Annotated in this window: 29 protein-coding genes; 14 read left to right on the top strand and 15 right to left on the bottom strand. The window is 71.7% G+C overall.

What is annotated here, in order from left to right; genetic code table 11:
* Positions 1-148: 148 nt before the first annotated feature.
* From ACZ5UI_RS21150 to flhA, 7 genes are all read right to left on the bottom strand, one after another.
* A complete protein-coding gene (locus ACZ5UI_RS21150; protein ID WP_464190711.1) occupies positions 149-817 on the bottom strand; it encodes a CHAP domain-containing protein in 669 nt (222 codons plus the stop codon).
* A gap of 130 nt (positions 818-947) precedes the next feature.
* Positions 948-1757, bottom strand: a complete 810-nt coding sequence (locus tag ACZ5UI_RS21145) for a flagellin N-terminal helical domain-containing protein (protein ID WP_464190709.1) — start codon at positions 1755-1757, stop codon at positions 948-950.
* A gap of 143 nt (positions 1758-1900) precedes the next feature.
* Positions 1901-3076: a glycosyltransferase family 2 protein gene (locus ACZ5UI_RS21140; RefSeq protein WP_464190707.1), complete on the bottom strand. Its 1176-nt coding sequence runs from the start codon at positions 3074-3076 to the stop codon at positions 1901-1903.
* Between the two features lie 35 nt (positions 3077-3111).
* The gene (locus tag ACZ5UI_RS21135) at positions 3112-3294 is read right to left on the bottom strand and encodes a hypothetical protein (protein ID WP_464190705.1); all 183 of its coding nucleotides are present in this window, start codon (positions 3292-3294) and stop codon (positions 3112-3114) included.
* Between the two features lie 17 nt (positions 3295-3311).
* The gene (locus ACZ5UI_RS21130) at positions 3312-3680 is read right to left on the bottom strand and encodes a hypothetical protein (RefSeq protein WP_464190703.1); all 369 of its coding nucleotides are present in this window, start codon (positions 3678-3680) and stop codon (positions 3312-3314) included.
* 12 nt (positions 3681-3692) lie between these two features.
* Positions 3693-5006, bottom strand: a complete 1314-nt coding sequence (locus ACZ5UI_RS21125; protein ID WP_464190701.1) for a hypothetical protein — start codon at positions 5004-5006, stop codon at positions 3693-3695.
* Complete coding sequence (gene flhA / locus ACZ5UI_RS21120; protein ID WP_464190699.1) at positions 5003-7069, bottom strand: flagellar biosynthesis protein FlhA; 2067 nt, start codon at positions 7067-7069, stop codon at positions 5003-5005. The genes ACZ5UI_RS21125 and flhA overlap by 4 nt, the downstream gene beginning before the upstream one ends.
* Positions 7070-7197: 128 nt before the next feature.
* Here flhA and ACZ5UI_RS21115 point away from each other — a divergent pair, with 128 nt between their 5' ends.
* Together ACZ5UI_RS21115 and glsA are read left to right on the top strand one after the other, a co-directional pair.
* Entirely contained in the window at positions 7198-7986 is a 789-nt protein-coding gene (locus ACZ5UI_RS21115) for a hypothetical protein (protein ID WP_464190697.1), read from the top strand.
* Between the two features lie 12 nt (positions 7987-7998).
* Entirely contained in the window at positions 7999-9819 is a 1821-nt protein-coding gene (gene glsA, locus ACZ5UI_RS21110) for a glutaminase A (protein ID WP_464190694.1), read from the top strand.
* Positions 9820-9823: 4 nt separating this feature from the next.
* Here the strand turns inward: glsA and flhB are convergent, their stop codons facing one another.
* The 5 genes from flhB to ACZ5UI_RS21085 are packed head-to-tail and all read right to left on the bottom strand — an operon-like array spanning position 9824 to position 13175.
* On the bottom strand, positions 9824-10891 hold the full coding sequence (gene flhB, locus ACZ5UI_RS21105) for a flagellar biosynthesis protein FlhB (RefSeq protein WP_464190692.1): 1068 nt from the start codon (positions 10889-10891) through the stop codon (positions 9824-9826).
* A gap of 13 nt (positions 10892-10904) precedes the next feature.
* Positions 10905-11687 carry a flagellar biosynthetic protein FliR gene (gene fliR, locus ACZ5UI_RS21100; RefSeq protein ID WP_464190690.1) on the bottom strand — a complete coding sequence of 261 codons (783 nt, stop codon included), beginning with the start codon at positions 11685-11687 and terminating at the stop codon, positions 10905-10907.
* Between the two features lie 13 nt (positions 11688-11700).
* Complete coding sequence (gene fliQ, locus ACZ5UI_RS21095) at positions 11701-11976, bottom strand: flagellar biosynthesis protein FliQ (protein ID WP_464190688.1); 276 nt, start codon at positions 11974-11976, stop codon at positions 11701-11703.
* A gap of 9 nt (positions 11977-11985) precedes the next feature.
* On the bottom strand, positions 11986-12615 hold the full coding sequence (gene fliP / locus ACZ5UI_RS21090) for a flagellar type III secretion system pore protein FliP (protein ID WP_464190686.1): 630 nt from the start codon (positions 12613-12615) through the stop codon (positions 11986-11988).
* Positions 12615-13175, bottom strand: coding sequence for a FliO/MopB family protein (locus ACZ5UI_RS21085; RefSeq protein WP_464190684.1), 561 nt, complete (start codon positions 13173-13175; stop codon positions 12615-12617). The genes fliP and ACZ5UI_RS21085 overlap by 1 nt, the downstream gene beginning before the upstream one ends.
* Before the next feature lie 135 nt (positions 13176-13310).
* Here ACZ5UI_RS21085 and ACZ5UI_RS21080 point away from each other — a divergent pair, with 135 nt between their 5' ends.
* The 12 genes from ACZ5UI_RS21080 (at position 13311) to ACZ5UI_RS21025 (ending at position 24248) form a co-directional block, all read left to right on the top strand.
* Positions 13311-13763, top strand: a complete 453-nt coding sequence (locus tag ACZ5UI_RS21080; protein ID WP_464190682.1) for a chemotaxis protein CheW — start codon at positions 13311-13313, stop codon at positions 13761-13763.
* Positions 13764-13805: 42 nt separating this feature from the next.
* Positions 13806-14900 carry a chemotaxis-specific protein-glutamate methyltransferase CheB gene (gene cheB / locus ACZ5UI_RS21075; RefSeq protein ID WP_464190680.1) on the top strand — a complete coding sequence of 365 codons (1095 nt, stop codon included), beginning with the start codon at positions 13806-13808 and terminating at the stop codon, positions 14898-14900.
* An 83-nt stretch (positions 14901-14983) separates the two neighbouring features.
* Complete coding sequence (locus ACZ5UI_RS21070; protein ID WP_464190678.1) at positions 14984-15748, top strand: CheR family methyltransferase; 765 nt, start codon at positions 14984-14986, stop codon at positions 15746-15748.
* 4 nt (positions 15749-15752) lie between these two features.
* A complete protein-coding gene (locus tag ACZ5UI_RS21065; protein WP_464190676.1) occupies positions 15753-17726 on the top strand; it encodes an Hpt domain-containing protein in 1974 nt (657 codons plus the stop codon).
* Between the two features lie 17 nt (positions 17727-17743).
* Positions 17744-18334, top strand: a complete 591-nt coding sequence (locus ACZ5UI_RS21060; RefSeq protein ID WP_464190674.1) for a chemotaxis protein CheC — start codon at positions 17744-17746, stop codon at positions 18332-18334.
* On the top strand, positions 18334-18825 hold the full coding sequence (locus tag ACZ5UI_RS21055) for a chemotaxis protein CheD (RefSeq protein ID WP_464197852.1): 492 nt from the start codon (positions 18334-18336) through the stop codon (positions 18823-18825). Before ACZ5UI_RS21060 ends, ACZ5UI_RS21055 begins: the two co-directional genes overlap by 1 nt.
* Positions 18826-18828: 3 nt before the next feature.
* Complete coding sequence (locus ACZ5UI_RS21050; protein ID WP_464190672.1) at positions 18829-19809, top strand: flagellar motor switch protein FliM; 981 nt, start codon at positions 18829-18831, stop codon at positions 19807-19809.
* Entirely contained in the window at positions 19806-20711 is a 906-nt protein-coding gene (locus ACZ5UI_RS21045) for a FliM/FliN family flagellar motor switch protein (protein WP_464190670.1), read from the top strand. Before ACZ5UI_RS21050 ends, ACZ5UI_RS21045 begins: the two co-directional genes overlap by 4 nt.
* A 5-nt stretch (positions 20712-20716) precedes the next feature.
* Positions 20717-21076 (top strand): response regulator, encoded by a 360-nt coding sequence (locus tag ACZ5UI_RS21040; protein WP_464190668.1) that lies wholly within the window; start codon positions 20717-20719, stop codon positions 21074-21076.
* Between the two features lie 57 nt (positions 21077-21133).
* Positions 21134-22501: an MFS transporter gene (locus ACZ5UI_RS21035; RefSeq protein WP_464190667.1), complete on the top strand. Its 1368-nt coding sequence runs from the start codon at positions 21134-21136 to the stop codon at positions 22499-22501.
* Entirely contained in the window at positions 22498-23904 is a 1407-nt protein-coding gene (locus ACZ5UI_RS21030; RefSeq protein ID WP_464190664.1) for an MFS transporter, read from the top strand. The genes ACZ5UI_RS21035 and ACZ5UI_RS21030 overlap by 4 nt, the downstream gene beginning before the upstream one ends.
* Entirely contained in the window at positions 23901-24248 is a 348-nt protein-coding gene (locus tag ACZ5UI_RS21025; protein WP_464190662.1) for a VOC family protein, read from the top strand. Before ACZ5UI_RS21030 ends, ACZ5UI_RS21025 begins: the two co-directional genes overlap by 4 nt.
* Before the next feature lie 4 nt (positions 24249-24252).
* On the opposite strand, the gene fliN is transcribed toward ACZ5UI_RS21025, so the two are convergent.
* From fliN to ACZ5UI_RS21010, 3 genes are read right to left on the bottom strand one after another with little or no spacing between them, the layout of a single operon-like run.
* Positions 24253-24594, bottom strand: a complete 342-nt coding sequence (fliN, locus tag ACZ5UI_RS21020; protein ID WP_464190660.1) for a flagellar motor switch protein FliN — start codon at positions 24592-24594, stop codon at positions 24253-24255.
* A 13-nt stretch (positions 24595-24607) separates the two neighbouring features.
* Complete coding sequence (locus ACZ5UI_RS21015) at positions 24608-25060, bottom strand: flagellar basal body-associated FliL family protein (RefSeq protein ID WP_464190658.1); 453 nt, start codon at positions 25058-25060, stop codon at positions 24608-24610.
* Positions 25057-25899: a flagellar motor protein MotB gene (locus ACZ5UI_RS21010; RefSeq protein WP_464190656.1), complete on the bottom strand. Its 843-nt coding sequence runs from the start codon at positions 25897-25899 to the stop codon at positions 25057-25059. The genes ACZ5UI_RS21015 and ACZ5UI_RS21010 overlap by 4 nt, the downstream gene beginning before the upstream one ends.
* Positions 25900-25901 lie beyond the last annotated feature (2 nt).

Here is a 25901-nt window from a genome sequence, read left to right as displayed (position 1 = left end):
TAGCGACGCGGACCTGACAACGGCGCGGGCGGGGAGCGCGGACGCGCCAGAACTCGCGCGGTGTGCGGTGCGCGAACCGCTCACGCTCCTTCGCTGCCCGTCGGAACCGTCCGAGCCCGCGCAACGCGCGCGGACAAGCTCGTCGCGCTCAGCCCGGGCGGACGAAGCTCGTCGCGCCGCCGCCGTCCGGGCCGTAGGTGCGCCGGGAGACGGCGTTGGAGGAGTTGCCCTCGATCGTGTTGATCGAGCCGTCGGTGCCGACGGACTCGACGATGCCGATGTGGCGGCCGCCCCAGATGATCAGGTCGCCCGGCTGCGGGGTCTGGGTGCCGGGGGCGAACGAGCGGCCGGTGCGCTGGCCCCAGTCGGCCACCGAGGAGACGGCGCCGAAGCCCTGGCCGGCCTCGCCGATCGGGACGCCGGCCTGCTGGGCCGCCCAGGAGGCGAAGTAGGCGCACCACGGGCCCACGCCGGAGCCGGCGGTGGCCGTGCGGTACTGGGCGATGCGCGGCGAGTCGTTGGAGCCGGGCGGCTGCTCGGCCTGGCCGACCTCGGCGGAGGCGATCTGGACCATGCGCTGGCCGGCGGTCCCGCCGGTCAGCGTGGTCGGCGCCATCAGCGCCGACGTGCCGGTGGTCGAGGTCGCGCCGCTGAGCAGGCTGGCGAAGTTCGACGGGGTGCTGGAGAACGTGCCCAGGTCCGTCTGCGCCCCGACGGCAGTGGCCGTCGCGGCGCTGGCGGTGGTGCTGGCCGCGGGCGGCGGCGCGAGCAGGGTCTGGATCTGCGCGATGCGACTCATCGCGTCGGTGACGCTCATCTCCCTGGTGGTCGGCCGGTCCGGCGCCGACTTGAGGCACGAACGCGGAACGGGCCGCCCCGAGGGGCGGCCCGTGATCTCCGTGCGTCGGGCTCGAGTTGTGGACGAGAGCCCGGCGGGTGTCCTACCTCTAGCGCAGGAGGGACAGGACGCTCTGGCTGGCCTGGTTGGCCTGGCTCAGCATCGACGTGCCGGCCTGCGAGAGGATCTGGTTCTTGGAGAACGTGATCATTTCGTCGGCCATGTCCACGTCACGGATCCGGCTCTCTGCCGCCGTCAGGTTCTCGGCGTAGGAAGCGGCCGCGTTGCCGGCGTGCTCCAGTCGGTTGGAGATCGAGCCGAACGTCGCGCGGGTAGCGGACACGGCGTCGATGCCGGCGTCGATCTGCGACAGCGACGTCGCGGACGACAGGTTGTACCAGGTGGCGGTGCCGCCGGAGACCGTCGATCCCAGCGAGATCGTGGCCACGGTGATGACCTCACCGTCGTTGGCGCCGACCTGGAACGTCACGGTGCCGGTGCTGTTCAGCAGCGAGATGCCGTTGAACTTCGCCGACGAGCCGATGCGCTCGATCTCAGACGCGAGCTGGTAGACCTCGGACTGGATCGCCGACTTGTTGGCCGCCGAGTTGGTCGAGTTGTTGTACTGGACCGCCAGCTCGCGAACGCGCTGGAGCATGGAGTGAACCTCGTCCAGCGAACCCTCGGCCGTGCTCACCAGCGACACACCGTCGCCGATGTTGCGCTGAGCCTGGGAGAGGCCGCGGATCTGACCGCGCATCTTCTCCGAGATGCCGAGGCCGGCGGCGTCGTCGGCACCGCTGTTGATGCGGTAGCCGGTCGACAGACGCTGCATCGACTTGGCGGTGGCCTCCGAGGTCTTCATCAGCGACGTGTGCGCGACGAGGGCCTCGACATTGTTCTGAACGCGAAGGGACATTCGATCTCTCCTTGAGAACGTTGGTTGATGTGTCCCAGTCGGCGACTCCTTGTCGCCTCCTGCACCCCTTTGATCGGCGGGGTCAGCCGGGTCCTGAAGAGCGGGTGGACGCTTGATCTAGCGTCCGGTGCAACGGCCCGTGTCTATCGGGCCGCGCCGGCCACGGACGAGCCGTGCTTGCGCTCGAACGCGGCCTTGTCGGCCACCACCTGGCCGTTGATCCAGGCCCGCAGCTGCGGGTCCTCGGAGGCCACGGTCAGCGACAGCCCGTGCCGGATGTGCGAGGCCTCGACCAGCACCGGCGGTCGGCCGTCCTGGCGCAGGCGCTCGAGCAGGTCGGTGTCCTGGAACCAGACCACGAGGTCGGGATCGAGGAACTCGCCGTCCTGCACGGCGTAGGTCTCCAGCGTCTCGCGCGAGAGCGCGAAGCACCAGGCGGCGAAGTCGGTGCGCATCGCCCCGTCGATGGTCAACGGGAAGGCGACGGCGGCGCCCGCGTCGAGCGTCTCGCGCAGGGGCGCCCACCAGCCGGGCAGCAGCTCGACGTCGTCGTTGAGCACGACGGCGTAGCGGCCGCGGGCGGCGCGCAGGCCGGCGTTGACCGGCGCGCTGAAGCCCTGGGGCGGGGCGCCGTTGTCGATCACGATGATCTCGTGCGTGACGTCGGTCGTGGCCTGGGCCGCGGCCACGCAGGCGCGCACGCGCTCGGAGGCGGCGTCCAGCGTGGGGATCACGATCGACAGCTCGATGCCGGGATCGTCACGGTCGGGGTAGCGCCGGGCGCCGCCGTTGCGGTTCCCGGGCGCGACCAGCGCGCTGGCCGGGCAGGGCACGACGTGCCCGGCGTGGGCCAGCTCGACGCACAGCGCGGCGATCTCCAGCCCGGCCGGTGCGGCGGGCAGCGCGTCCAGCGCGGTGCGGCGCAGGGCGATCGCGTGCGCCGCGACGGCGGGCTGCAGCACGGTCCCGGCGGTGATCGGGGTGACCGCGGCGACCGCGGGGTCGGTCAGCGCCGCGACGAGCGGCGCCAGGAAGCTGGGGGCGACCTCGGGGGCGCCGCGCAGCAGCACGACGACGTCGCCGCTGCAGCGGGCCAGGCCGCGGGAGGCGGCGGCCGCGAAGCCCCCGCGGCGCGGGCAGCGGACGAGCTCGACGTCGCCCTCCAGGCGCGCGAGCAGCGCCTCGAGGCCGACCGAGGCGTCATCGACGATGACGACCTCGTGCTCGGGCTGGGCGGGGTCAAGGGAGGCGACGGAGCTCAGGCACCGCAGCGCCTGCTCAGGTCCGCCATCGAGAACGATCAGGATCGATGCCTGCACGTCCTGGTGATCGACGGGTCCGCAGCCGACTTGAGTCAGGCGGAGACGTCGACGTGGCCGTCGGCGTCGGGGCGGCCGTCGTCCTTCGGCGGACGCTGCTTGCGGCGCTGGCGCGCGTCCTCGTCACCGGGATCGCGGCGCTGCACCGGCTGTCCGGCGAGCAGCGGCTCCACCCAGGGCGAGCCCTGGCGGCGGCGGATCGGCTCGATGCGCTCCACGGTCCTTCAGCGCTCGCTCAGGAGAAGCTCGGGGTGCCTTCGGCCTCGGCCGCTTCGGCCTCGGCCTTCTCGATCAGCTTGCGCCGGAACGCCTCGATCTCGGCGACCACGAGCTGGCGCCAGACGATCACCGCGACGACCCAGGCGATCAGGTACGCGCCGATGCCGGCCAGCAGGGCCCGCGTGATCGACTGATCGAACGTCATGCCGACCTTCAGGCACTTGTACTCGACGAGGATGAACGTGATCAGCGCCGCCCAGCCCCGGATGGTGCGGATCGAGCGCCGCGCGCGCGGGTGCTTGGAGACCGTCGCACGCGTGTCCATGATCTCGGCGTCGACGTCGATGACGTCGCTGCCCTTGCTCTTCTTGCTCTTCTTGGCCATGGCCCGAACCCGCTAGCCGACGAGCTCGAGGGCCAGCGCCTCCGGCAGCGCCGGGCGCAGGCCGCCGCGGTCGGCGGAGGCGCCGCGGCCGACGTAGGAGATGGGCAGGCTGGCGTCGATCGCGGCGCCGATGGCCGCGCCCAGGTGCTCGGTCTCGTCGACGTGCGTCAGCGCGAGCGCGTCGACGCCCAGCGAGCGGGTGCCGTTGACCAGCTCGGCAGCGGCCTGCGGGCTGAGCGTCGCGGGCAGCGCCAGGTGGCACTCGTCGAGCTGCAGCTGGCGCAGCTCGGCGGCGAGCTGGCGCAGCTCGGCCTCGGCCCGGGGCGACACGCCGGGCGTGTCGACGACGACCAGGGCGGAGTCGCCCACGTGGTCCAGGAAGCGGCGCGCGGCGGCGGCGTCCTCCGCGGCGTGCACGGGGATCCCGGCGGCCGAGACGTCGGCCAGCAGCTCGGCGCCTCGGTCCTTGGGCCGCAGCGTCAGGCAGGCCACCGGGCGGGTGCCGCGGCGGGCGTAGGCCAGCGCGAGGCGCGCGGTGCAGCGGGTCTTGCCCGAGCCGCCGGCGCCGACGAACCCGACGACCAGACGCCCCGGACGGCGGCGCGGCAGCGGCGGCAGGCAGCGGGCCAGCTGACCGGCGACGAGCGGGCGCAGCGAGCCCTCCGAGGAGAACGGGAGCATGTGCTCGACGGCTTCGGTGACGACCTCGGTGACCAGGTCGGGGTCCATGCCCCGGGCCGACAGCGTCTGGTGGATGTCCAGCGCGATCTGCGGCCAGGCCGGCTCGAGCGCGACCATCGGGCGCGTGGTCAGCGCCATCGAGGGCAGCGGTGCGGACATGGCCGGCGCGGGGGCGGGCGCCGGCGCGGGCGGCTCGGGCGCGGCGGCCCGCGGGACGTCGGGCGCGAACATCGCGGCCAGGTTCGACGCCGCGGCCGGGCGCGGCTCGTCGAGCACCTCGCCGACCGACGGCGAGCCGGCGGCGGCCTGGCGCGCGTCGGCGATCAGCTGATCCCAATTGCCCGGGACGTCGGCGGCGACGAACTCCTCGCCGGCCTCATCGTGCTCGCCGGCCTGCTGGGCGGCGGCGAGCAGGCGCTCGAACTCGTCGTCGTCGCCGGCCAGCGCGTCGATCTTCGGGCCGGCGATCGCGTCGACCTCGACGCAGCGCTGGGCGAAGAACCCGCCGATGCCGCCGGTCGTGCCCTGACGGACGTTGACCGCGATGGCGCTCTCCCCCAGCTCCGCCTTCACGCGGGGCAGGATCTCCGCCAGCGACTTGCCGCGGAAGGTCTTGGGAGTGGGCTGTTCGGGCTGGTCGCTCACGCGCTCACGACTCCGATCGTCTCGACGTTGATGCCCGGTGTGATCTCGTTGTAGGCACACACGGAAAGTTGGGGCAGCGCCTGCGAGCACAGGCGGCGCAGGTGACGGCGCACGCGGGAGCTGCACAGGAGCACCGGGCGGCGGCCGCGCGAGACGGCCTGCTCGACCTGGGTGTTGAGCGCCACCAGCAGCGCCTGGGCCCGCGGCGGGGCCATGGCCAGGTACTCGCCCTCGGCGGTCGTGGTGATCGCCTCGGAGACCTCCTGCTCGATCGAGGGATCGAGCGCGATCGCCTTGAGCGTGAGGTCGGGGTCGATGTGCGGGGCGACGATCGTGCGGCCCAGCGCCTGGCGGGCGTACTCGGCCAGCAGCGCCGGGTCGCGGGTCAGGCGGGCCTTGTCGCCGATCGACTCGATGATCGTGCCCAGGTCGCGGATCGACACGCCCTCGGCCAGCAGCGACTGCAGGACGCGCTGGATCTCGCCCACCGACAGCAGGTCGGGCACGACCTCCTCGACCACCGCGGCGTTGACCTCCTTGAGGCCGTCCAGCAGCGCCTTGGTGTCCTGGCGCGTGAGCAGCTCGGCCACGTTGGCCCGGATCGTCTCGGTCAGGTGGGTGATGACGACCGACTCGGCGTCGACGACCGTGTAGCCGAGCGCCTCGGCCTCGGCGCGCGAGCCGTCGGAGATCCAGGTGGCGGGCAGGCCGAAGGCGGGCTCGGTCGTCTCGACGCCGGACAGCTGCCCGAAGGCATCGCCCGGGTCCAGCGCGAGCTGGTGGCCGGCCATGATGCGGCCGCGCGCCACCTCGGTGCCCTTGACCTTGATCGCGTACTCGTGCGAGCTCAGGCCGACCTCGTCGTGGATGCGCACCTTGGGCACGACCGTGCCCAGCTGCGCTGCCAGCTGCTTGCGCACCGCGGAGACGCGCGACAGCAGCGAGCCGCCGGCCGACTGGTCCACGAGCGGGACCAGGCCGAAGCCGATCGTGAGCTCGAGCGGGTCGATGGCCAGCGCCTCGAAGGGGTCGTTGGGGTTGGCGGCCAGCTGCGGCTTGGCCGCCGCCTGGGCCTCGTCGGCCTTGGCCTTGGCCAGCTTCTCGTCGGCCATCTTGGACAGCGTGCGACCGCCGAAGAAGAGCAGGCCGCCGATGACCAGGAACGGGATCTTGGGCAGGCCCGGCACCAGCGCGAAGGCGCAGATGACGACGCCGGCGACGATCGGGGCCTTGCGCTGGGCCAGCACCTGGCCGGCCAGCTGCGTGCCCAGGTCCTTGTCGTCCGCGGTCGAGCGGGTGACGATGATGCCGGTGGCGACGGAGATCAGCAGCGCCGGGATCTGGGCGCACAGGCCGTCGCCGACGGTCAGCAGCGAGAAGTGGCTGGCGGCCTCGCCGAAGGGCATGCCCTGCTGCACGACGCCGACGATGATGCCGCCGATCAGGTTGACCATCGTGATCACGACGGCGGCGACCGCGTCGCCCTTGACGAACTTCGACGCACCGTCCATCGCGCCGTAGAAGTCGGCCTCGTCGCTGATGTCCTTGCGGCGCTGACGGGCCTGCTCCTCGGTGATCTGGCCGGCGTTGAGGTCGGCGTCGATGGCCATCTGCTTGCCGGGCATGGCGTCGAGCGTGAAGCGGGCGCCCACCTCGGCCACGCGGCCCGCGCCGTTGGTGATCACGACGAACTGGATGATCACCAGGATCAGGAAGATGATCAGGCCGACGACGACGTTGCCGCCGACGACGAAGTTGCCGAAGGCCGAGACGACCTCACCGGCGTCGCCGTGCAGCAGGATCAGACGCGTGACGCTGACGTTGATGGCCAGGCGGAAGAGCGTCGTGAGCAGCAGCAGCGACGGGAAGGCGCTGAAGTCCAGCGCGCGCGGGAGGTAGAGCGTCGCGATGACGATCGCCAGGCCGGCCGAGATGTTGGCCGTGATCATCAGGTCCAGCAGCGCCGGCGGAAGCGGCACCACCATCATCACCACGACGAGCACGACCACGCCGGCGGCGACGAGGTCTGAGTAGCGCTTGGCGCGCTGGAGGAAGGCGGTCATGTACGGGAGGGAGTGGCGACTCGGGAGGGGCGAGTCGATCCGGTCATCGGCAGGCACCCGGGCCGCTTGAGCGCGCTGCGCGAACGTCCGATGGAAGAAAAGCGCCGCAGCGGCGATCCTCCCTATCGATGAAGTCCGCCCTCGTCGCCGTGCTCGCGCTGCTCGCCGGCGCCGCTCTGGCCCTCGGCCTGCCGCTCTCCAGCGGCGCGCAGGAGCCGGCGACGACCACGGTGCTCCAGTGCCCGCCGGGGATCACCGTGCCCTCGCCCTATTGCCAGTTCGTCATCCAGACGACACCGCCGCCGACCACGACGACCGCCGACCAGCAGGAGCCGATGACCACCGGCGCGGCCCAGCAGGAGCCGCTGGAGCCGGTCGCCGACCAGAGCGTCGTCGTGCGTCCGCGCTCGGGCCGGGTGCTCGTGCGGCTGCCCGGCGCCGCGCGGTTCGTTGCGCTGACCGCCGGCCTGCGGATCCCGTTGGGCACGATCGTCGACACGCGCAACGGCTCCGTCGACCTGACCTCGGCCCCGGACCGCAGCGGGCGCACCCAGACCGCGAACTTCCACGGCGGCCGCTTCCGCGTGCAGCAGATCCGCGACCCGCGCCGCCGCGGCCGCCTGATCACCCAGCTCGTGCTGCTCGGCGGGCGGCCGGGGTCGTGCCCGGCCCGCGGTCGCGCTCACAGCGCGGCGGCCAAGCCGGGCGCCCACCTGTGGGGTGACGGCAAGGGTCGCTTCCAGGTGCGCGGCAACACCAGCGCGGCGACCGTGCGCGGCACCGTCTGGTACGTGGCCGAGCGCTGCCCGGGCACCTACACCCGCGTGCGCCGCGGCGTGGTCGAGGTGCGCGACTTCGTGCGCCAGCGCACGATCACCCTGCGCGCACCGCACAGCTACCTGGCCCGGCGCCGGTAAGCTGGCGCCGTCGTGGCGCGCTCACCGGTCCAGGACTACCTCGAGCGTCTCCACGCGGAGTACACCGAGCTGCGCGACGGCGCCGTGGCCGACTACATCCCGCCGCTGGCCGCCGCCGATCCCGACCGCTTCGGCATCTGCGTGGCCACCACCGACGGGCACGTCTACGAGGTCGGCGACACGCGCGTGCCGTTCACGATCCAGTCGATGTCCAAGCCGTTCACCTACGGCCTGGCGCTGTCGGACCTGGGCCGCGAGGCGGTCACCGCGAAGGTCGGGGTCGAGCCCTCCGGCGACGCGTTCAACTCGATCAGCCTGGCGCCGGTCACCGGCCGCCCGCGCAACCCGATGATCAACGCGGGCGCGATCACCACCGCGGGCCTGGTCGGCGGCGACGCCTCCGCTGAGCGCTTCGCGCGCGTGCTGGAGACCTACGGCCGCTACGCCGGGCACCCGTTGACCGTCGACGAGGACGTGTTCGCCTCCGAGCGCGAGACCGGGCATCGCAACCGGGCGATCGGCCACATGCTGCGCAGCTTCGCGATCCTCGAGGAGGACCCCGAGGACGCGCTGGAGCGCTACTTCCGCCAGTGCTCGGTGCTGGTCGACTGCCGCGACGTCGCGCTGATGGCGGCCACGCTGGCCAACGGCGGCCAGCAGCCGCGCACCGGCGAGCGCGCGCTGGCGCCCGAGCTGGTCGACAGCGTGCTCAGCGTGATGGCCACCTGCGGCATGTACGACGGCGCGGGCGAGTGGGTCGAGGGCGTCGGGATGCCGGCCAAGAGCGGCGTGGCCGGCGGCATCCTGGCGGTGCTCCCGGGCGAGCTCGGCGTGGCCGTCTTCTCGCCGCGCCTGGACGAGCACGGCAACAGCGTGCGCGGCGTCGCCGTGTGCCGGCGCATGTCGCGTGACCTGTCCCTGCACTTCCTGCACGCGACGCGCTCGCACCGCTCGGCCATCCGCGCCGCCTACGACGTGGGCGCCGTCCCCTCCCGCCGCCGCCGCCCGGCGGCCGAGCGCGAGCTGCTGGCCCAGATCGGCGCCCGAGCCGAGGTGCTCGAGCTGCAGGGCGACCTGCTGTTCGCCGGCATGGAGGCGGTCATGCGCCGGGTGGTGGCCGACGCCGACGACCTCGACGTCGTCGTGCTGGACCTGACCGGCGCGGGCCAGATCGACGCCAGCGCCGCCTCGCTGCTGGCCGACCTGCGCGACGCGCTGGCCGACAGCGACGTCCTGCTCGGCTTCGTCGAGCACGGGGACCATCCCGCGCTGGAGGCCGAGCTGGCCGCGCGCGGCGGGCCGGCCTGCCCGCTGTTCGGCGACGTCGACGCGGCCACCGAATGGGCCGAGAACCAGCTGCTGGCCGAGCGCCTGTCGCCCCATCAGCGCCCGGCGGCGATCGCCCTGGCCGACCACCACCTGACCGCCGGGCTGAACCCCGAGCGCCTGGCCCGGCTGGAAGCGCTGCTGCAGCGCCGCACGCACGCCGACGGCGACGTGATCATGCGCGTCGGCGACCCGGCCGGGGAGATCTACCTGCTGGTCGCCGGCGAGGTCAGCGTCCGGCTGCCGCTGGGCGAGGAGCAGCGCCGCCGCGTCGCCACCCTGACGCCCGGCATGTCGTTCGGCGAGCTGGCGGTGCTCGGCCACAACGTCCGCGCGGTCGAGGCGGTGGCCGACGGCGACGTCGAGCTGGCGATCCTCGACGCCGAGCACTTCGCCGCGCTGCACGACACCGACCCGGGCCTGCAGGCGGCGCTGCTGTCGAACATGCTGGCCGGCGCCTACGAGCTCGTGGCCCGGGCGACCAGCGAGGCGCAGGCCCGGGCGTAGCCCGCTACACGGCGGCCGCGCGCCGGCGGCCGGCCATGCGGTAGACGAAGGCCAGCACCTGCGCGACCGCGCCGAAGAACTCCTCGGGGATCTGCTGGTCGATCTCGACGGCGGCGTGCAGGGCGCGGGCCAGCGGCGGGTCGGGGACGATCGGGACGCCCGCCTCGCCGGCCAGCTCGCGGATGCGGGCGGCGACCAGGTCGACGCCCTTGGCCACGACGGTGGGCGCGGCGCTGGCGCCGTCGTACTTCAGCGCGACGGCGTAGTGCGTCGGGTTGGTGACGATCACGTCCGCGTCGGGCACCGCGGCCATCATGCGCGCCCGCGATGCCTGCATCTGGCGGCGGCGCATGGTCATGCGCACCTCGGCCGGCAGCGCCTGTTGCTTGGCCTCCTCCTTGACCTCCTGCTTGTCCATCTTCATCGACTTCTCGTTGCGGTAGCGCTGATAGACGATGTCGATGATCCCGATGATCAGGTAGGCCACCGCGGCCCGCTCGGCGATGCCGAACACGTCGCCGATGATGGCCGAAGCCAGCTGCTCGGGCGACATGCCCATCATGCCGCCCATCGCCGGGATCATCGGGATCATCGCCGCGGCGACGATCACCCCGACGGCGAGCAGCTTGGTGATGGACTTGGCGCCCTCGAACAGCGCGTTGGGCCCGTAGATGTTCTTGAACCCCTTCATCGGGTTCAGGCGCTCCGGCTTGGGCTTCAGCCCGGCCATGTTCAGCTTGGGGCGGACCATCGCGACGTTGATCACGATCGCGGCGATCGCGCAGGCGCCGACGATCGGCAGCAGCGCGAAGGCGATGTGCCCGAGCACCGTCATGATGATCTCCTCCAGGCCCTTGCCGCTGACGACGTCCGGGTGCGCGATCAGGCGCAGCGCCCAGTCCATCGTCTCGCGGCAGTGCGCCACGAGCTTCCCTCCGAAGCTGTGCAGCGCGAACAGGCCGACGAGCATCACGACGGCGCCGGTGAGGTCCATCGAGCGCGCGACCTGGCCCTTCTTGCGGGCCTCCTCGCGCTTCTTGGGTGTGGCCTTCTCTGTCTTCTCGCCGGCCATCCCAGAGCTCCCGCTAGGCGACCTTCAACGTGTGCAGCGCCATCGACACGCTCGTCTGCAGCTCGTTGTTCAGCCAGCCGCCGAGGTAGGGCAGCGTCACGCCGATGAGCAGGACGCCGATGATCAGCTTGATCGGGAAGCCGACGCCGAAGACGTTCAGCTGCGGGACGACGCGCGAGACGACGCCGAACGCCGCGTCGGTGAGGATCATCGCCAGCATGATCGGCCCGGCGATCTGGACCGCCGCGGCGAAGATCCCGACGAACGCCTCGTCAGCCCCGGCGACCAGCGTGCCGATCGACGGCGACTCGGTCAGGCCGACCACGTCGAACGTGCGCTCGAACCCGGCCAGCACCCACCCGTCACCGCCGATGGCGATGAAGATCATGATCCCGACCAGCGAGTAGAGCTGCGAGATGATCGTCGTGTTGGTGCCGGTGACCGGGTCGATCAGGCTGCCGAACGACAGGCCCACGAAGTAGTCCAGGAACGTGCCGGCCACGCCGACGGCGGCGAACAGCGCGCCCAGCGCGAAGGCGAAGGCGCCGCCGACGAGCAGCTCCTTGAGGATCAGCGCCGCGTAGGTCCACAGGTCGGTCGAGATCTGCTGGTCGCCGACGACGATCGGCGTCAGGCCGATCGAGATGCCGACGGCGATCACCGTGCGCACGCGCCCGGGCACCATCTTGCTCGAGAACAGCGGCGCCATCAGAAACAGCGGCGACACGCGCGCGAGCACGAGGAAGAACCCGGCGAGCTGCTGCTCGCCGAAGTGCTGCAGGAGGAGGTCGTTCATCGCGCGACGGCGGCTAGGACATGCCGACCATGCGCGGGATGCTCAGCCACAGCTCCTGGGTCCAGGAGAGCAGCTGGTTGAGCATCCACGGCCCGGCGATCAGCAGCACCGCGAAGGTGGCCACGATCTTCGGGATGAAGGTCAGCGTCTGCTCCTGGATCTGCGTGACCGACTGGAAGATCGAGACGATCAGGCCGACGACGAGGCCGACGAGCAGCAGCGGCAGGGCGATCTTCATGCACAGGGCGAGCGCCTGTGTGGCGATCGAGATGACGGTGTCCTGGTCCATGTGTCCCGCCTAGTTGAAGCTCTGCACGAGCGATTGGGTGACCAGGTTCCAGCCGTCGACGAGGACGAACAGGAGGATCTTGAACGGCAGGGATATGAAGACCGGTGGCAGCATCATCATGCCCATGGACATCAACGTCGTGGACACCACGAGGTCGATGACCAGGAAGGGCAGGAATATGAGGAACCCGATCTGGAAGGCCGTCTTCAGCTCGGAGATGATGAACGCGGGGATCAGGACGTAGGTCGGGACGTCGGCTCGCGTCTTGGGCGTCGGCTGCTTGGCCAGCTTGGTGAACAGCGCCAGGTCCTTGTCGCTGGTCTGCTTGAACATGAACTCGCGCAGCGGCAGCTCGGCCCGCTTGAGCGCCTGCTCCTGGGTGATCTTGCCGGCCTGCAGCGGCTCGTAGGCGGTCTCCTTGATCGCGCCGAACGTGGGCGCCATCACGAAGATCGTCAGGAACACGGCGATGCCGACGAGCACCTGGTTGGGCGGCGCGCTCTGCGTGCCCATGGCGCTGCGGATGAAGCCCAGGACGATGATGATCCGGGTGAAGCCGGTGAGGCAGAAGAGCATGGCCGGCAGGAGCGTGAGCCCCGCGACCAGCAGGAGGATCTGCACGGCGTTGCTGGAGTCCATCAGCGCACGGTCCTCTCACGCAGCTTCTCCACGAACGAGCCCACGGTGGCCGGCTTGCGCGCCGCGGCGCCACCGCCGGGCGAGGCCGTCGGATCGTCGTCGGCGGGCAGGTCGAGGCCGGCGGCGCGCGCCTCTTCCTCGGTGTACGTGCGGATCGGGACGACCCCGTGATCGGCCACGCCGACGAGCAGCAGCTCGCGGCCGGCGCGGATCAGGTGCAGCGAGCGGCCGGGCCCGAGCGCGACGACCGCCTCGGTGGTCAGGCCGTTGCCGCGGGTGCGCTCTTCGCGGGACTGCTTGACCTGCTTGAGCACCCAGGTCACGCCGTAGATGACGGCGATGACGATGGCCAGGCCGACGAACGTGCGCACGATGCTGCCGCTCGAGGAGTGACCGACGCTGTCCGTCGACGTGGCGTCCGCCGAGCTCGGCAGGTCCAGGGGCGTGCTCTCGCCCTGGTCCGGCGTCGTCGACGTAGGCGCTGCCACCGCGTAGGTGGGCGCCAGAAGGAGGATCGCTGTAGCCGCCGTCACGGCCTTGCGGAAGGAGGGAGTCAACATGTGTTGGATGGAGTCGGGAGGGACGACTCGATCCGGTAGTCGGTCGGTCCGTTGGCGCCTTGAGGGCCTCAAGTGACAGCCCGTGATGCCGACCATCACCGGGTAGCCAGCCCCCCGCCCTGACCGAGGTACTGCATGTCCACTGAATCCACCCGTCAGCTCGTCGTCTTCTCGCTTGGTGAGGAGGAGTACGCGCTGCCGATCACGCAGGTCCACGAGATCATCCGTTGGACCGACCCCCGTTCCGTCGCTTCTGACGACGCCTGGGTCCGCGGTGTCATCTCCCTGCGCGGGAAGATCGTCCCCGTCTACGACCTGGCCGCCCGTCTCGGCCTGCTGGCCGAGCGTCCCGAGCACGCCAAGATCGTCATCGTCCAGACCGGCACCGACATGGCCGGCGTGATCGTCGACGACGTCGAAGAGGTACTGACCGTCGACATCGAGCAGCTCGACACGGTGCCCGCCGCCGGTGATCCGGCCATCGAGGCGATCGCCAAGATCGAGCAGCGCCTCGTCGTCCTGCTCGACCCGGTGGGCCTGTTCGGCAACGCGCCGGTCGACTCCGACCAGCTGCTCGAGGTCGCGTAGACCTCCGCGTCGCGCGCTCCTCAGTACCTCAGCTTCCCCGTCATGCCGGTTGCCACCCGCAAGCGCATCGTCGTTGCCGACGACTCTGGCCTCATGCGGCGCGTCGTCTCGCACGCGCTGGAGAACGAAGGCTTCGAGGTCGTCGGCGCCGCCGCCGACGGTGACGAGGCGCTGGCCCTGTGCCAGCGTCTGCGTCCCAACGCGATGACCCTCGACCTGGCGATGCCCGGCCTCGACGGCATGGGCGTCCTGCGCGCCCTGCAGAAGCCGGGCGCGACCGATGTCCCGGTCGTCGTCGTGTCGGCGTTCTCGCCGGCCCACGGCGCGCGGGCGGTCGACGCGCTCGCCGAGGGCGCCTTCGACCTGGTGGCCAAGCCGGCGACGGGCGAGCCCCTGTCGACGTTCGTCACCGAGCTGGGCGACAAGGTGCGCGCGGCCGCCGCGTCGCATCGCCCCCGCATCGGCGGCGGGCGCCCGGGCACGGTCACCCCGCGCCCGCGTGCCGTCCCGCCGCGCCGCGGCGGGATCCCGGCCCGGCCGGCGGCCGGTGCCCGCCCGGCCATCGCCTCGCGCACCGGCCGCGTCGTCGTCATCGCCAGCTCGACCGGCGGCCCCCGGGCCCTGGCCGAGCTGATGCCCAAGCTGCCCGGCCGCCTCGGCGCCGGCACGCTGATGGTCCAGCACATGCCGGCCGGCTTCACCGCCTCGCTGGCCCAGCGCCTGGACCGCGCCAGCAAGCTGACCATCAAGGAGGCGGCCGGCGCCGAAGTGCTGGATCCGACGGTCGCCCTGCTCGCCCCCGGCGGCTCCCACCTGCGCCTCGTGGACGGGCGCAAGTCGAAGCTGTCCGACAGCCCCGCGATCGGCGCGCTGCGCCCGCGGGCCGACCTGACGATCCAGGACGTCGCCGAGGCCTACGGCGAGCGCACGCTGCTGGTGGTGCTCACCGGCATGGGTCGCGACGGCCTGGAGGGCGCCCGCGAGATCAAGAAGCGCGGCGGCCGCATCCTCGTCGAGGCCGAATCCAGCTGCACCGTCTACGGAATGCCGCGGGCGATCGCCGAGGCCGGCCTGGCCGACCAGGTGCTCGATCTGCGCGACCTGCCCACCGCGATCGCCCAGGAGGCCGGCGTATGAGCCCGCTCACCACCACGCGCACCACGACCGCTCGTACTAGCTCTGGTACTGCCGTTCCCACCAGAGGTAGTGACGATTACACCGTGTTCTGCGAGGGCGTCCGCGTCCTCTCGTCTATCGACCTGAGCCAGTACAAGCGCGGCCAGATGGAGCGGCGCATTCGTTCCTTCGCGCGCCGTAAGGGTCACGAGTCGTTGGCCGACTACCTGGTTGTGCTGAAGACCGACAAGGCCGAGCTCGAGGACTTCCTCGATCGCATGACGATCAACGTCTCGCAGCTGTGGCGCAACCCGGAGCAGTGGGACGTGCTGGGCAAGGTCATCCTGCCCGAGCTCGCCTCCACCGGCCGGACGGTCTCGGCCTGGTCGGCCGGCTCGTCCTACGGCGCCGAGGCCTACACGGTCGCCGCGCTGTGCAAGGAGCACATCCCGGCCGCCCGGGCCACGGTCAAGGGCACCGACATCGACAAGCGCATGGTTGAGCGGGCCCGCAAGGGCCACTTCTCGACCGAGGACGCGCGCACCGCCCCGCAGGCGCTGCTGAACAAGTACTTCGACCGTGACGGCGACGGCTACCAGGCCAAGCGCGAGCTCGTGTCGATGTGCAGCTTCGACGTCGGCGACCTGCTGCGCATGAACGTGCCCGCCGGCCGCCTGGACCTCGTGCTGTGCCGCAACACCGTCATCTACTTCAACGACGAGGTGCGCAACGCGCTGCACCAGCGCCTGGCCTCGGCCCTGCGCCCGGGCGGCTACCTCGTGATCGGCTCCACCGAGCGGGTGCAGGACCCCCGCGAGATGGACCTGAACCCCACCCATCCCTTCGTCTACCGCAAGAGCGACAGCTGACACCATGGACGTCTCTGAGTACATGCCGATGTTCCTCGCCGAGGCGCGAGAGCATCTTCAAGAGCTGAACCTCGCCGTCGTCCGGATCGAGGAGACCCCTGACGATCAGGAGACGGTCAACGAGATCTTCCGGATCGCCCACTCCATGAAGGGGATGAGCGCGACCATGGGCTTCGAGCACATGGCGGCGCTCACGCACCAGATGGAGGACGTCTTCGAGCTGCTGCGCCAGCGCAGCGGCGGGCTCCCCCGCGACGCGATCAACGTCCTGCTCGAGTGCCTCGACGCGCTCGAGGCCACGGTCGAGAAGATCGACGAGACGGGCGCCGAGGATCTGGATCCGGCCACGCTGATCGAGGCGCTCAAGGGCCTGGTCCGCGACCGCACGGCCGAGCAGGCCGTCCACCGCGTCGGCGGCGCCGCGCCGCTGCCCCCGCCGGAGGTCGTCGCCGAGCGCGCCGGCGGACGCCGCATCGTGCGCGTCGAGGTCGAGCTGTCCGAGGACTGCTCGATGCCGACCGTGCGCGCGTTCATGGTCCTCAACGCCCTGGGCGAGCACGGCACGGTCCTCTCGTCCGCCCCGGCCGTCGACAAGGTCGACGCGTTCGAGGGTCGCGAGATCGAGGCCTGGGTGGCCGCCGAGTCCACCGACGAGGACGTCGAGACCGCCGCGCGCAACGTCGCCGACGTCGCCACCGTGGTCATCACCGAGGTCTCCGACGACGCCCTGGCCGCCGCGGCCGAGCAGCAGGAGGCCAGCGCGCCCAAGGCGGCCAAGGCCGGCTCGACCTCGGGCGCCAGCGCCACCCACAAGACGAACACCACGAGCGTCCGCGTCGACGCCGCGCGCCTGGATCAGCTCATGCACTTCATGGGCGAGCTGGTCGTGCACCGCACGCACGTCGAGTCGCTGGCCGGCCAGGCCGACGTGCCCGGCCTGCCGCAGGCGATGGCCGATCTGGCCCGCGCCTCGCAGTCGCTGCAGGCGATGGTCATGCAGGTCCGCATGATCCCCGTCGAGGCCGTCTTCCTGCGCTTCCCGCGCCTGATCCGCGACCTGTCCGACAAGCTCGGCAAGCAGGTCGAGCTCAAGCTCGTCGGCCAGGACACCGAGCTGGACCGCACCGTCGTCGACGCCCTGGGCGACCCGCTCGTGCACCTGGTGCGCAACGGGCTCGACCACGGCCTGGAGTCGCCCGAGGAGCGCGAGGCCGCCGGCAAGCCGCCGACCGGCACGCTGGAGATCTCGGCCGCCCACGCGGGCGGCAACGTGGTCATCAGCGTCCGCGACGACGGCCGCGGCATCGACCCCGCCAAGGTGGCCGCCAAGGCGGTGGAGCGCGGGCTGATCACCGCCGAGCAGGCCGAGTCGATCGACCAGGCGCGCGCCGCCGAGCTGCTGTTCGCGCCCGGCTTCTCGACCGCCGAGACGACGAGCGACATCTCCGGCCGCGGAGTCGGCATGGACGCCGTGCGGACGATCATCCGCGAGCTCGGCGGCGACGTGAACTTCGTCTCGCAGATGGGCAAGGGCACCACCGCCCAGATCCGTCTGCCGCTGACGCTGGCCATCATGGCCGCGCTGCTGATCGAGGTCGACGGCGAGCCGTTCGCGGTGCCGCTGGAGCGCGTCGAGCGCACGGTGCGCCTCGACGACCACGCGGTCCGCTCGGTCGCCGGCAGCAAGATGCTGGTGATGCGCGACGACGTCTTCCCGCTGCTGGACGCGGGCGAGGCGCTCGGTCGCCGCGGCGCCGCCGGCGGCGACCACGCCGTCATCGTCACCTCAGGCGAGCGCACCATGGCGCTCGCCGTGACCAAGCTGGTGGGCCAGCGTGAGCTGGTCACCCGCCCGCTCCCGCCCGACGTCTCCGACAGTGCTGCCGTCTCCGGCGGGGCGGTCCTGTCGAGCGGCGAAATCGCGCTCATCGTCGACTGCGATGCCCTGAATCCCACGACCGGTCTCGTCGCGGCCTAACGGAGGGCCCGCACACCATGACTCCCCAATACACCGACATGCAGCTCGACGCCCTGCGCGAGCTGGCCAACATCGGATCGGGCAACGCCGGAACCGCCCTGTCCGCGATGCTCGGCCACCCCGTCGACATCGCCGTCCCGACCGCCAGCGCGGTCCCGCTGGCCGACGCCGTGGACGCCGCCGGCGACCCGGAGAGCCTGGCCACCGGCGTGGTGCTGCCGATCTTCGGCGACATCACGGCCACGGTCCTGCTGCTCTTCCCGCCCGACGACGAGGAGACGCTGTGCAACCTGCTCGGCGTCCCCCCGCACACCGAGGACGGCCGCGGCGCCCTGGGCGAGATCGGCAACATCCTGGGCTGCTCGTACATCAACTCGCTGGCCATGATGACCGGCCTGGAGATCGAGCCGCACCCGCCGGAGACGGTGGCCGACATGGTCGGCTCGATCATGTCGACGGTGCTGTCCCTGCAGGCCGACCAGACGAACCTCGCCCTGGTCATGGACAGCAAGCTGATCGTCGAGGGCCAGGAGTGCGAGCTGACGTTCCTGCTGCTGCCGAGCCTCAACGGCATCGACGAGCTGCTGGCCCGGCTGGGGCTGGCGTGATGGTCGGGCAGGAGCACATGGTCCGCATGGGCGAGCTGGCGACGTCGGCCAGCACCGGCGACGTCCTGGTCACCATCGGCCTGGGCTCCTGCATCGGCATCGCGCTGGTCGACGCCCGGCGGCCGATCGTGGGCCTGGCCCACGTGATGCTGCCCGAGCAGACCAACGCCACCGGACCGGTGGCCAAGTTCGCCGACACCGGCGTGCCCGAGCTGGCCCGCGCGGTGCGGGCCAAGGGCGCCGCGCGCCTGGAGGCCGTGATCGTCGGTGGAGCGCAGATGTTCTCGTTCAGCGGCGAGGGCGGGGCCAACATCGGCGCCCGCAACGAGGCCGCCGTGCGTGAGGAGCTGGGCAAGCTCGGGATCCCCGTGCGCGCCGCCGCCACCGGTGGGCGCAAGGGCCGCACCGTGCGCGTCCACGTGGAGGGCGCCCGCGTCACCGTGCGCGAGGTCGCCGGGACCGAGGAAGAGCTCTACGGGAGGGCCGCGTAGACCATGAGCGGGGACCTGCTCAACGAGGACCAGATCGCCAAGCTGTTCGACCAGGCGGCGAAGGGCAAGCTGAGTGCCGAGGTGAAGGTGTCGGGCCGTCGCGCCCGCGGCCTGCGCCCGATCGACTTCCAGCACCCGACGAAGTTCACCGCCGATCAGGAGCGGCGCATCAAGCGCGCCCTGGAGCAGTTCTGCCGCACGGCCAACCGCCGGCTGTCGGCCGAGCTGCGCGTCGACGTCGAGATCGAAGTGATCGACGTCATGCAGCTGACCTGGTTCAACGCGCACGCGCAGATCCCCTATGACTCCATCTGCGGCGTCATCGACGGCGGCGACCAGAGCGAGGCGCGGATGCTGCTCAGCGCCGAGCAGTCGCTGGTCGTCAACTTCGTCGAGCGCCTGCTCGGCGGCACGCAGGCGGCCCGCGAGCGCAAGCTGACCGACATCGACCTCGTCGTGGCCCGCCGGTTCTTCGGCGCGCTGACCGAGGAGCTGTCGATGGTCTGGGAGGAGCTGTCGCGCTCCGAGCTGGCGCTGCTGCGCCTGGACACCCAGCCGGAGTCCGCCAACGTGGCCAGCGCGTCGGAGCCGACGCTGGCGCTGGTCATGGAGGGCCGCCTCGAGCGCCTCTCGACCACCGTCGTGCTGCTCGTGCCCTACCGCTCGGCCGGCTCGTTCGTCAACTCCTTCGGCGGCGGCAACGAGGAGACGCGCGACCCGCGCATCGCCGAGGCCGTCGACGCCGCGCTGCGCGAGGTCTCCGTGCCCGTGCGCGCCGAGGTGGCCCACACGACGCTGTCGCTCGAGCAGGTCCTGGCCCTGCGGCCCGGCGACACCCTGAACTTCATGAGCCCCGCGGCCGACGGCATCACGCTGATGGCCGACAAGGTGCCCGTGCACCGGGCCCAGCCCGGGCGCTGCGGGCGCTGGCGCGCCGTGCAGATCACGCACACGCTCGACGGCGAGGAGGGATCGCTGCAATGAGCCAGAGCCCGGATCACGCGCTGATGCAGATCGGCGAGTCCACGGCCGAGGCGGTCATGGGCGTCCTGCAGATCTTCTGCCCCGAGGAGGGCCAGATCACCAAGGGCCTGGTCGCCGCGGTGCCCCCGAACACCCATCCGATGGAGGGCATCCAGGTGCCCTCGGTGGCCACCGGCGTGTCCTTCGTCGACGGCGTCACCGGCGGCAACGTGTTCGTCATGACCGTCAAGGGCGCGCGCCGGCTGGCCGCGGCGATGATGGGCGAGGCCCTGCCCGACGACGACGGCGAGCTCACCGAGCTGGACGAGTCGGCCGTCGGCGAGGCCATGAACCAGATGATGTCGGCCGCCGCCATGGCCGCCACGAAGGTGCTGGGCAAGGAGGTCGAGATCTCGATCCCCGAGATCAAGAAGTTCGACGACGACAAGCAGGCGATCGCCGCCTACGACCCGACGCCCTACGCCGTCACCGCCCAGTTCTCGATCCTCGGCGAGCCCTGCCGCCTGTGCCTGTTCGTCCCCAACGCGTTCATCGTGCGCATGAACCGCGCGTTGAGCGAGATGACGACCGAGTACGCCTCGGACTACACCGACGGGCCGCTCAGCCCGCTGGTCCGCGACGTCCCGCTGCGCCTGTGGGCCGAGCTGGGCCGCGTGCGGATGCCGCTGGCGCGCCTGGTCGGGCTGCCGCCCGGCGCGGTGGTCGAGCTCGACCACGAGGTCGACGATCCGATCGACCTCTACGTCGACGACATGTGTTTCGCGCAAGGTCGCCTCGTGGTGACCGATGACAGTGAATGGGCCGTGCGCATCGAGAAGGTGTACGGCCTGCCCGATTTCTCCCAATCCCCATCCACCACCCCCCAGTCGCTGACGGCTGGGCCGACAACCCAAGGAGACTGACCGATATGGCCCGTGTTCTTGTGGTCGACGACGCAGCGTTCATGCGCAAGATGGTCACTGACGCCCTCACCAAGGGGGGTCACGACGTCATCGGTGAAGCCGGCAACGGCGCCGAGGCGGTTGACCGTTGGCAGGAGCTGCGTCCTGACCTCACGACCCTCGACATCACGATGCCCGAGAAGGACGGCCTGGCCGCCCTCAAGGAGATCATCACGATCGATCCGGCTGCTCGCGTGATCATGTGCTCCGCCCTCGGGCAGGAGAGCAAGGTCCTCGAGTCGATCAAGCTCGGCGCGAAGGACTTCGTCGTGAAGCCCTTCCAGGCCGATCGCGTGCTGGACGCAGTGAGCAAGGCCCTGGCGTAGGCGTAGGCGTAGGCGTTTGCGTAAGCGGACCGGCTGCACGACACTGCCGGTCCGCACATGGCCTCAACGCGGCTGATCCTGACCGTCTCGCTGGCGATCTTCTGCGTCGACGTCGACTTCTTCGCGCTCAACCTGGCTCTGCCGGCGACGGCGCGGGGGCTCGACGTCACCACCACCGATCTGCAGTGGGCGATCACGGTCTACCAGCTGACGCTCGCCTCGCTGCTGATCCCGGCCGGTCGCCTCGGTGACCTGCTCGGGCGGCGGCGCGTGCTGCTGTGCGGCATCGCGCTGTTCGCGGTCGCCTCGCTGCTCTGCGGCCTGGCCCAGTCGGCCGCGATGCTCGTGGCCATGCGCTTCGTCCAGGGCGCGGCCGCGGCGCTGCTGTTCCCGGTCGGCATCGCCGTCATCTCCAACGCGTTCCCCGCGGCGACCCGCGGGAAGGCGATCGGGCTGGTCTACGGGCTGGGCGCGATCGGCACCGCGATCGGCCCGTTCGTCGGCGGCGCGCTGACCGACGCGATCAACTGGCGCTGGGTCTTCTTCTTCAACATCCCGTTCGCGCTGGCCGCGTTCGTGCTGGCGCTGCGCACGGTGCCCGACTCGCGCGACCCGGCCGCCGAGCGGATCGACGTCCCGGGCCTGGCCACGATCATCGCCGGCGTCGGCTGCGTGACGCTGGCCATCGACCGCGGCGGCTCGTGGGGCTGGACCTCGTCCGCGACGCTCGGGCTGGCCGCCGTCGGGCTGCTGGTCCTCGTCGCCTTCGTGCAGATCGAGAAGCGCTCGGCCTGCCCGCTCGTGGACCTCGACCTGTTCGCCAACCGCCCCTACGTGACGGTCACGCTCTCGGGCGCCGTGGGCAACATCGGGACCTGCCTGATGCTGTTCCTGGCCTCGATCTACCTGCAGCAGGTGCGCGACCTGACGCCGCTGCAGGCCGGCATCGTCTTCCTGGCCCCGGCGCTGGCCAACGCGGCCGCGGGCGTGATCGCCGGGCGGCTGGGCGCCCGCGGGACGTCGCCGGCGCTGGTCATGGGCGGGGCGCTGCTGCTGGGCGCGGCCGGCCTGGTGCTGCTCGCGCTGGTGTCGGCCTGGGGCGCCTACGTGATCGCCTTCACGCTGGCCGGCTTCGGGCTGGGCATCACCTGGTCCTACACGAGCGTGGGCACGCAGCAGGTCGTGCCCGCCAGCGAGGCGGGCGGCGCGTCGGGCGTGACGCTGGCCATCGTCGTCGGGCTGGGCGGCCTGGCCGTCGCGGTGGGCGCGACGCTGCTGGAGGTGCTGGTCGGCCAGGGCTCGACGCAGACCGCCGCGATCCACTGGCTGCTGGCCGGCCTGGCCGGGCTGGCCGTGCTGGCCGCCGCCGCGCTGGCCCTGACCGCGCGCGCACGGTCGGCGCGGCCTGCGAAGATCGCCGCGTGAGGGTGACCGCGGCCAACCGTCCGTGGTGGACGCTGGCCGGCACGTGCATGGCGCTGTTCGTGCTGATGCTCGACTCCACCGTCGTGACGCTGGCCGTGCCGTCGATCCAGGGCGACCTGGGCGCGTCGGCCAGCGAGCTGCAGTGGGTGGTCAACGGCTACCTGCTGGCCGTCGCCGTGTTCGTCGTGACCGCCGGCCGCCTGGGCGACCAGTTCGGCCGGCGCCGCGTGTTCGTCGCCGGCCTGGCCACCTTCTCGGTCGGCCTGATCGCGGCCGCGGTGGCGCCGTCGGTCGAGGTCCTGATCGGCGCGCGGCTGGTGCAGGGTCTGGGCGCGGCGGGGATGCTCACCCTGTCGCTGGCGCTGGTCAGCTCGGTCTTCGACGACGCCCACCGGGCCCGCGCGCTGGGCATCTGGGCCGGGATCTCGGCGCTGGCGCTGGCCATCGGGCCGGTGGTCGGCGGGACGCTGGTCGAGGCGCTGTCGTGGCGCTGGGTCTTCTGGATCGGCGTGCCGCCGCTGATCCTCGGCCTGTGGTGGACGCTGGCCGCCGCGCCGGAGTCGCGCGACGAGCAGGCCACGCACCGCGTCGACGTGGCCGGCCTGGCCGCCCTCACGGTCGGGCTGACGGCGGTCGTGCTCGTGCTGATCGAGGGCCACGACTGGGGCTGGTCGTCCGGGCGGACGCTGGGCACGCTGGCCGTGGGCCTCGTCGCGCTGGCCGCGTTCGTGGCCATCGAGCCGCGGGTGGCCCAGCCCGTCGTGGACTTCGCTCTGTTCGGCAACCGGCCCTACCTGGGCGCGACCGCGGCCGCCTTCTGCCTGGTCGGCGCCTGGTGGGCGGTGATCTTCTTCATGCCGCAGTACCTGCAGGGCCCGCTGGGCTACGGTCCGGCCATGAGCGGCGTCCTCGTGCTCCCGATCACCGCGCCGATGGTGGTCATCTCGCCCCTGGCCCCGCGGCTGATCGCGGCGGTCGGTCCGCGCAAGCTGATGACGCTGGGGATGCTGTGCGGCGCGGCCGGCGTCGCGCTGATGGCCCGCCTGGACGCGACCAGCGGCTACGGGACGCTGCTGCCCGGGTTCCTGCTCTTCGGCATCGCCCTGGGCCTGGTCTACTCGCCGATGTCGATCGCGGCGATGGAGGCGATGCCCCGGGCCAAGGCCGGGATCGCCGCGGGCGTGCTGGCCATGAACCGGGTGCTGGCCGGCGCGGTGCTGCTGGCCGCCACGGGCGCGCTGGTGGCCTCGCTCAGCGACCACCACAGCGCGGTCTACGCGCTGGCCCACGCGCTGTGGGCCCCCGCCGCGCTGTGCCTGGTCGGGGCGGGCCTGACCTGGTGGCTGATCGCCGATGCCGCCCAGCCGCCCGCGCCCGCCCATCCGCACACGGTGCCGCATTGATCCGCCGCATCGTCCCCGACCTGCACGCCGCCGACCCCACGGCCGGCCGCGCCTTCTACGAGGGCGTGCTCGGCCTGGAGCTGGCCATGGACCAGGGCTGGGTGGCCACCTACGCGGCCCCGGGCAACCCGAGCGCGCAGATCACCGTGCTCAGCGCCGACGCGTCGGCGCCGGTGGCCCCGGACATCTCGATCGAGGTCGACGACGTCGACGCGGCCTACGCCCGGGCCGTGGCGGCGGGCCACGAGATCGTGCACCCGCTCACCGACGAGCCGTGGGGTGTGCGCCGCTTCTTCGTGCGCTCACCCGAGGGCGCGGTGGTGAACATCGTCACGCACCGCTGAGCCCTCAGGCCGCTTCGAGGCCGTCCTGCGGCTCGACGGCCACGCCGTCGGCGTCCAGCGCGTTGACCTCGGTGATGCGCAGGCCGAAGTCGTCGTCGATGACCACGACCTCGCCGCGGGCCACCTGCTTGCCGTTGACCAGCAGGTCGACCGGCTCACGCGCGCTGCGCGACAGCGCCACGACGGACCCCGGCCCGAGCGCGAGCGCCTGGCCGAGGGTCATGCGGGTGCGGCCGACCTCGACCGACAGCTCGACGGACACGTCGAACAGGCGACCGAGGTCGCCCCCGGCGTTGATGGCGCCGTCGTCGGAGGACAGCTGGTTGAGCTCGAGCTCGTCGGACATTCCCGGAGTGCTCCTACTGGACGGTGACGTCGGTGAACAGGACGGAGTCCGCGTGGACGTCGGTCTCCTTGTGGATCCGCTCCAGGATCTCCTTCTTCAGCTTGTCGCGCCCCTTGGACGACGACAGCTCGTGCCCGTCGACCTCGGTCACCTCGTCGGTGACGATGTCGCGCACGACGGCCTCCTGGGGCAGCGTGCCGTAGCCCTCCGGCGGATCGGCGGGAGCGCCGTGGCCCCCGGCGGCGGCCGCGGTGTGCGCGCCCGGCTTCATGATCAGGCTGACCTTCAGCTTGGCGTACTTGCCGTCGGCCAGGTTGAGCAGGAACTCGGTGGGCAGGACGTAGACCTCGCCGGCGATCTTCGGCGGCGCGGCCTTCGCGGCGGGCTTGGCCAGGACGAACTTGTAGGCCGCGCCCAGGACCACGAGCAGCACGATGGGGATGATGAACTTCATCTTCGACTTCATGGAGTTACCTCGGGTCCGATCTGCGGCTCGGAGGGGCCGATCTGAGGTTCTGCGTCAGAGCTGGAGGGCTCTGCCGCCTGGCGGGGAAGGACGATCTGCACGCGCCGGTTGGCCGAGCGGCCCGCCGCGGTGCTGTTGGTGGCCACCGGGTCCAGCGCCGCGCGGCCGGCGGCGGTCAGGCGCCGGGCGTCCAGCTCGGACATCAGCGCCCGCACGACCGTCGAGGCGCGTGCCGTCGACAGCTCCCAGTTGGTCGGGTAGGTGGCGGTGGCGATCGGGTCGGTGTCGGTGTAGCCCTCGACGACCACCTGGTGGTTGCGCTCCTTGCGCAGCAGGTCGCCGACCGCGTTGACCAGCGGCTGGCCCTGCGGCTTGAGCGCCGCCGAGCCGCTGTCGAACAGCAGGTCGTCGGTGAGGATCGTGATGACCAGCCCGCGGCGTTCGACGCGCGCGCTGAGCTTGTCGGACAGGCCCTTGCCCTTGGCGTACTGGTCGACGCGCTCCTTGAGCTTCTGCAGCTGGTCGGACTCGGCCTGCGCGGCGCTCTGGGTGCCGTTGGAGCCGCCGACCTGCGACAGGATCGAACCCTGCACCGCCTGGTCGCTGGCCCCGCCGTCCATGATCGAGCCGCCGCCGGTCTTGACCGGCCCGCTGAACGCGTTGGCCAGCGACTTCTTCAGCTCGGAGAACTTCGACGTGTTGACGTTGGCCATGGCGAACATGACGATGAACAGGGCCATCAGCAGCGTGACCATGTCCGCGTAGCTGACCAGCCACCGCTCGTCCGGATGCTCGGCCTCGTGGCCGCCGCGCTTGCGCCTCCCGCCGTGACCGGCCATGG

This window comes from Conexibacter sp. JCM 18997 (assembly GCF_055391915.1).
Note: the sequence above shows the minus strand (reverse complement) of the source record. Positions and strands in the feature narration are given on the sequence as shown.